Origin of the sequence: Secundilactobacillus similis DSM 23365 = JCM 2765, assembly GCF_001311075.1 — a bacterium.
Lineage (GTDB): Bacteria > Bacillota > Bacilli > Lactobacillales > Lactobacillaceae > Secundilactobacillus > Secundilactobacillus similis.
In genome coordinates this window covers 20916-28110 of sequence record NZ_BBAD01000042.1, presented here as the reverse complement: position 1 = coordinate 28110, position 7195 = coordinate 20916, and the positions used below count along the sequence as shown (strand labels likewise).

Sequence of the window (7195 nt, the reverse complement as noted above, 5' to 3'; positions counted from 1 at the left end):
ACGACAGCACAAACTAAAGCAACAATCATCGCGTAACTAACTATCAACGAACACGCAAGCTTGCCGTTGCCGAAGTGGCCTGCTAAACTGATTGTAGGATAATGATAGAAAGGAATTGACTTCATGACGCCCCAAAGTATTTTAAAGACCCAATTCGGGTACGATACGTTTCGTACCGGCCAACAAGAGGTGATCGATGCGGTGCTGGATCATCAGCCCACGTTAGCAATCATGCCAACTGGTGGTGGCAAATCGCTGTGTTACCAGATTCCGGCGCTGATTGTGCCCGGGGTGACGTTGGTGGTGTCGCCGTTGATCTCGTTGATGAAGGATCAAGTGGATGCCCTGAACGAAAACGGCATTCCGGCGACCTTTATTAATAGTTCGCTGAGTTACCAAGAAATCAATGAACGATTTGATCAAGCCGCCACGCAACAGGTTAAATTGCTGTACGTGTCACCAGAGCGGCTGGATTCGGGGTATTTTGCCCGTTTGGCTGAATTGCCGATCGACTTGGTAGCAATTGATGAAGCGCACTGTATCTCGCAGTGGGGGCATGATTTTCGGCCGAGTTATTTAAATCTAGCGACCACGATTCAGCAGTTGCCGTCTAATCCGACGATCATTGCACTAACGGCAACGGCGACACCACGGGTTGCGGCTGATATTATGCAACGGTTGGGCATCGATAAAAAAGTCGAGACCGGTTTTTCACGCCCTAACTTAGCGTTTAAAGTCGTCAAAGATCAAGATGAGGATCGCTTTTTAATTGATTACTTGCAGGCTAATCCGGATCAGTCCGGAATCGTTTATGCTAGTACGCGAAAAGAAGTTGAGCGATTAACGAAGTTACTGGAACGCAAAAAAGTGGCCGTCACGATGTACCATGGCGGCCTGGATAAGGCGGAACGACGCCAAAATCAGGAAGACTTCCTCTATGATCGAACCCCAGTGATGGTGGCGACAAATGCCTTCGGGATGGGCATCGATAAGAGTAACGTGCGGTTCGTCATTCACGCGCAAGTTCCCGGTAGCTTGGAAGCCTACTACCAAGAAGCTGGCCGAGCTGGGCGAGATGGGTTGCCTAGTGAAGCAATCCTGTTATTTAAACTGGCGGATGTTCAGATTCAACACTTTTTGATCGAACAATCCGAGCGTGACGAGGCTAGTAAGCAACAGGAGTATGAAAAACTCCAGGCGATGTCCCAGTATGCTAACACGCAGGAGTGCTTGCAGCGCTATATTCTGGCCTACTTTGGTGAAGAGGGCGAGGACTGCGGTCAGTGTAGCAACTGTTTAGACGACCGCGAGTCGCAAGATATTACGATAGAAACGCAGAAGGTGCTCTCTTGCGTGAAACGGATGGACGAACGATTTGGTAAGGGATTCGTGGCGCAAGTCTTGGCGGGTTCTCATAACCAACGGGTGAAGCAGTTCCACTTCGACACGTTATCGACGTTTGGGTTGATGAAGGGTCGGGCGCAAAAATCCATTACGGAGTTGATCGACTTCCTAACGGCCTCAGGGTATTTAGCCGCGGATGGTGGGCAGTATCCCATTTTGAAGATCACCGCACTGGGTGTTAAGGTTTTGACGGGGAAGGAACAAGTTTTCCGGAAGGTCGCAGTTAAGGCTAGCAAGGCGTTACCACAAAACGATGAGCTATTCGAAGCTTTACGCGCACTGCGGCGAGAATTTGCGGAAAAGCAAGGTGTGCCACCGTTCGTTATCTTCTCGGATAAAACGTTACGTGATATGTGCGTTGTGATGCCAAAGACTTTAAATGACATGTTGGATGTTAAAGGAATTGGTCAAAGTAAACTAGAGCGGTATGGCGAGGCATTTTTGGCGGTGCTGCAAGAAAACGCCAAGCAGGCTGAGTAACAAGCAGCACCGTGCCTTATCGTCAATTATTTAATTTTGGTTGAGCTTAAATACTAGAATAAACGCAAACCGCCTCGCAGATTCCTAATTTTGGAATCCGCGAGGCGGTTTTAAATGTTGTTGGAAGTTGCGTGTGCGAATCAGAGTGGCGAGCGAGACGATACTTGGTGCCTAAAGTTAGCCGATTACTTCACCATATAAGCCTGTTTATAATCCGATGCCACCCCACTACTATTATGGATCACCCCGTTAAGTTTGGGGTTAGTGAGGTAGGAGGTTGCCTGTTGATACAGTGGCGTGACGCTTGGTCCTTCATCAGCACTTCTTCCGCCGTCAGCATTGTGTTCCAACGGTCAATAGCGGAGAGGTTGCTACTGCTAACTTTGGTGACTAGATCATTATAGCGATCGTTTTCCCAGTGACCGTAGTTGTGTCGGCTGCGGGTGGTCATAATCTGTAAGAAAGAGAGCGGATCGGGATAATCGGCACCCCAGTACGACAGGAACAGTTCAAAGTCACCGGCGAGACCGCGTTGGTTGTTTTCGGTAAAGCTCCCGGTGACCAGTTTAATGCGCAGTCCGGGAAGGGTTTTGGTGAGTTGGGATTTGACTTCTTTTGAAACCTGTAAGCTGGTGGCGTCATTTGGTGTGGTTAGCGTTAAGGTTTGGTGCGTTTTACCCGTTTGTTTTTGAGCAAGTTGCCATTCCTGTTGGGCTAATTTGAGATTGCCCTTAACACGGTTGACGGCGCGTTGCTGATCGGCGAAATCAGAGCCAGTTTGGGGATTCTTACTCAAGCCCGCAGTAACCAGTCCTCTTGGTGGTAAGGAGGCGTTTTTTAACGCGTTGTTGATCAGTTGGCGACGGTTGATCGCATGGGAAATGGCGAGGCGCGCGTTTCGGTTTTGAAGCAATTTCTTTGCTTGTTGATTGGTTGTGTTAAAATTATATGAGATGAATCGCATCGCTGAGAAGGGGCGGACCACGTAATCGGGTTGCGTTTCCACTTTTGGAATCTGGTTACCTGATAATTGAATCTCGTCAGCGTGGTGGGCCTGAAAACTCGCTAGGTCAGCTGCCGGTGATTTTGACGTGGTGATCGTTAAACGGTGGAGGTAAACGTGGGCCTTATCCCAGTAGTAGGGATTGGGGACCAACGTTCGCGTTAGGCTACCGCTATGCCATTTCACGAGTTTAAATGGCCCGCTGTAAAGTTGAGTCGTTGCCCGCTTACCATACTGAGCACCGTATTTGGCCACCATCGTACTCGATTGTGGGGCAAATAATGGGAAGGCTAGCAGGGTCTTGAAGTAGGTGATTGGGTGGTCAAGCGTCACGCGAAGATGATGGTTCGAAACTGCTTGAACACCGAGGGCGCTCGCTGGGAGTTGTCCCCGGCGAATTTTACTGGCGTTTTTGATGCCGCTCAGCAGATTGGCGTTCACTGATTTAGTCGATTTGGCGATCGTTCGTTTCCAAGAATAGACGAAATCACTGGCGGTAATGGGCGCGCCGTTACTCCAACGTGCGTTATCCCTGATCGTAAAGTCATAGACGGTCGCACCATGGCTAATTTTAACCGCCGTGGCTAGACCGGGATCCACTCGCCCATTTTTGCCGAGTCGATAGAGGCCTTCAGTTGAACTGCGAAGCTTGTTGAAGCTTGAAACTTTTGAAATATCGACAGTGCTCAGTGGCGTGGCTTCTACGATGGTTGCGGTTTGATTTTGGCTCATCACACCATGGTTATCGGTGACCTGTTTTTTCATTGTGGGTGTTCGACTACAAGCCCCTAATAGCAGGAGCAGACTGATGAGCCTAGAAAACGAAACTTAAACGACATGGGTCAGGATCCTTTCACGACAACAACTTAGCCCGATTCAGCGGGACTGAATGAGAAATGAGGTTATCAATTATGGTATCGGAAAAACGACTGTCTGCTGGACAGTTTGCGGCAATCGTACATATTGATCGGCATCAGTTGGATCAGTACGACCAACTTGGCGTCTTTACGCCCGAAACCCGGGATTCAAATGGACGCCGCGGGTATAGTTTATCACAAGTTAATCAATTATTGATGGTTCGGTCGCTACTTTCTGCCGGGGTGTCGGTACAGGCGGTTAAAACAGCGCTAGCGACATCATATCCAGAGGTGCTTAAAGCGCAACAGCAACGCTTGACCGATCAGTTAGCGCAACTCACAGCGGCTCAAGAGCAAGTGACGAAACAACTGACGAACGTTGAGACCGTTAGCCGGGCAGTAACGGATGAAGCGACTTTGGTGACCCGACCGCCAGTTGATGTGTGGACAACGCCGGTACCAGAGGGTGAAGCCACGTTAACACCGACTTTGCAGTCCCACGTGACGCGTATCTTGGCTACACAACAGCCAACGACCATGATGATTGGACGAGTGCACCCTAAAACGGCGATCACTGATGGTGATGATGAAACGGTCACAGCACTGTATACACCAGTCGTTGCGCCACGGCACTTGCCGGCGGATGAGACGCAGGCGGCGGGGCAGTATTTATTGCTCTATCACGACCGGGAAACGCCGCTTTTGGCGGGGTTTGAGCAGTTGACCAAGGCTGCGGAGAATCAACACCTCGTGTTAGCGAACCAATTCTATGAAGAACCAGTTCAAACCGACTTGGCAACTGCTGATGTGGTGCGATTACTGGTAGCAGTTAGGGGGCGAACAGCGTGATCGAATGGACGGATCAGCAGATTCAAGCGTTTCAGACAACGTTATTAACGTGGTATGATCAGGAGAAACGTGACCTGCCGTGGCGACGGGACCACGATCCCTACCACGTGTGGGTGTCGGAAATCATGTTACAACAAACTCAGGTTCAAACCGTGATGCCGTACTACAACCGGTTTATGGCCCAGTTTCCAACGGTCGCCGATTTAGCAACCGCGCCGGAAGCCAAGTTGATGAAGGCGTGGGAAGGACTTGGTTACTATTCGCGCGCCCGGAATTTGCAACGCGCGGCTCGGCAAATCGTCGATGAGTATGGTGGTGAATGGCCACAAACGGCCGCTGGTTTACAGAAACTTGCCGGCATCGGACCGTATACGGCGGGCGCCATTGCCAGCATTGCATTCAACGAACCGGTGCCAGCTGTTGATGGGAATGCGTTTCGGGTGTTTGCGCGGTTGCTGAAGATCGACGATGATATTGCGAAACCGCAGACTCGTCAGGTATTTGAACAAGTCATTTCACGGGTGATCTCACAAGAACGGCCGGGGGACTTTAACCAAGCTATCATGGATCTGGGATCGAGTTATATGACGGCGAAAAATCCCGATAGCGAACACTCACCAGTTAAGGCCTTTAATCAAGCCTACCTAGACGGCGTTGAACTTGACTATCCAGTTAAGACGAAGAAGCCGCGACCAGTGGAAGTAGCCTATTATGGGCTGGCCATTCAACAGGGCGACCGGACGTTAATGGTCAAACGACCAAGCGATGGCCTACTGGCAAATTTTTGGACCTATCCGCTAATTGCTAAGGCAGACGTAGTGGCGTTGAGCGATGCTGACCCTGCCGATGTAAGTGACGAGGCGGCCTTAGCGCTAGTACCACAGTGGGTGAAAGCCAACTATGGGTTGACCGTGACGGTGACGCCAATTGGTGGGCGACCAGTGACGCATACCTTTACGCACCGCAAATGGGTCGTGACGCTGTTAACAGCAACGGTTGCGGCGGATGCCGATTTAAGTTTCTTTCCAGGAAAATGGCTTGATTCAGTTGAAATCAGCACGATGGCCTTTCCGAAGGTTCAAGATAAATTGTTTAAACGAATGATAAAAGAAAAACCAATGTATCGGGGATGACAACGAGTGACAAATGAAGTAAGTGGTCAGCCGGTTGATCAAAACGGCCGACCGTATAATCGAATTGCCTTAGTGTTAACGATGTTGATTGGGACGTTCAGCACCTTTTTGACGTCAACCATGTTAACCACGGCCTTTCCAACGTTGATGACGTCGTTTCACATTAACGCGAACACGGTGCAGTGGCTCACCACGGGATTTATGTTGGTGATGGGAATCGTGATTCCAATCACCGGTTTTTTCTGCAACGATTTGATTCACGTAAATTATATTTAAGTGCCATTTTAATTTTCTCGGTGGGGACGGTGATCTGTTACTTTGCCCAGAGTTTCTGGGTGATCTTGATTGGTCGACTCGTTCAGGCAGCTGGCGTTGGCATCACTGCACCAGTGTACCAAACCATCATGACATCGATTTTTCCACCCTCGCAACGGGGGGCCGCAATGGGGACTGCCGGGATCGTGATCGGGTTAGCCCCTGCCATTGGCCCAACCTTTTCCGGGTGGCTACTGATTCACTATTCATGGCGGATGCTTTTCCTATCGATTATGCCAATTTCACTGATCGTGCTTGTACTGGGGTGGTTTACCCTGCGCAAGGTGTTACCGACTAAGAAGGCACCTATTGATTGGCTGTCGGTGTTAATGTCGGTCGTTGGGTTCGGCTCTATGCTGTTTGCGTTTTCTTCCGTTGGCGATTATCAGTGGACGGATCCCATTGTGTACGTGACGTTAACGATTGGGGTCATCGTGGTCGCACTATTCGTTTGGCGGTCACTTAAAATTAAGAATCCGTTACTGCAATTGAAGGTGTTCAAAAATGGTGAGTTCACGCTGTCGGCCTTTTTAGTTGCCGTGGCCTTTATGTCAATGAACGGATTTACGTTGGTGCTCCCACTGTATTTGCAAACGATTCGGGGAGAATCGCCGCTTGCTTCTGGGCTAACGTTATTGCCTGGGGCCATCGTGATTGGGGCCATGAACCCGATTACTGGTCGGGTGTTTGACCGGCTAGGCGCTCGAAATATGGCGATTACCGGCATGTTTTTGCTGACGGTGACCACGGCTTCGTTTATTCCGATCACGGCAACCACGCCGGTGATTTACATCGTCTCGCTGTACACGGTGCGGATGTTTGGTATTTCCATGGTGATGATGCCCGTAACGACGACCGGGATGAACGCGTTGCCGTTAAACTTGATTAGTGACGGGACCGTTGTGAACAACACGGCTCGGCAAGTCTTTGCATCGATGGGGACCGCTGTGCTGGTTTCAGTCATGTCTAACGTGACGAACAACCAAACGCCGGGACATGGCGTTGCGACTGCGACACCGGTGTTATTTAAACACTTGGCACTACAGGCGAATGTCGTTGGGTTTCGGTACGCCTTTTTGATTGCGACGATTTTTGGGGTCATGGGATTGGGTCTGACCTTCCTATTGAAGAAGCCTTCAAGGGAGGCGGCTTAG

The 7195-nt window shown here is 50.1% G+C and carries 4 protein-coding genes and 1 pseudogene; 4 read left to right on the top strand and 1 reads right to left on the bottom strand.

The window, feature by feature from the left end:
- Positions 1–123: 123 nt before the first annotated feature.
- The gene (gene recQ, locus JCM2765_RS10125; protein ID WP_054736500.1) at positions 124–1884 is read left to right on the top strand and encodes a DNA helicase RecQ; all 1761 of its coding nucleotides are present in this window, start codon (positions 124–126) and stop codon (positions 1882–1884) included.
- Between the two features lie 241 nt (positions 1885–2125).
- Here recQ and JCM2765_RS10120 read toward each other — a convergent pair whose 3' ends face one another.
- Positions 2126–3652, bottom strand: a complete 1527-nt coding sequence (locus tag JCM2765_RS10120) for a peptide ABC transporter substrate-binding protein (protein ID WP_054736499.1) — start codon at positions 3650–3652, stop codon at positions 2126–2128.
- 146 nt (positions 3653–3798) lie between these two features.
- Between JCM2765_RS10120 and JCM2765_RS10115 the strand changes: the two genes are divergently transcribed.
- The 3 genes and pseudogenes from JCM2765_RS10115 (at position 3799) to JCM2765_RS10105 (ending at position 7195) form a co-directional block, all read left to right on the top strand.
- Positions 3799–4593 (top strand): helix-turn-helix domain-containing protein, encoded by a 795-nt coding sequence (locus tag JCM2765_RS10115; protein WP_054736497.1) that lies wholly within the window; start codon positions 3799–3801, stop codon positions 4591–4593.
- On the top strand, positions 4590–5726 hold the full coding sequence (mutY, locus tag JCM2765_RS10110; protein ID WP_054736495.1) for an A/G-specific adenine glycosylase: 1137 nt from the start codon (positions 4590–4592) through the stop codon (positions 5724–5726). The genes JCM2765_RS10115 and mutY overlap by 4 nt, the downstream gene beginning before the upstream one ends.
- Positions 5727–5807: 81 nt before the next feature.
- Positions 5808–7195: pseudogene (locus JCM2765_RS10105) on the top strand (MDR family MFS transporter).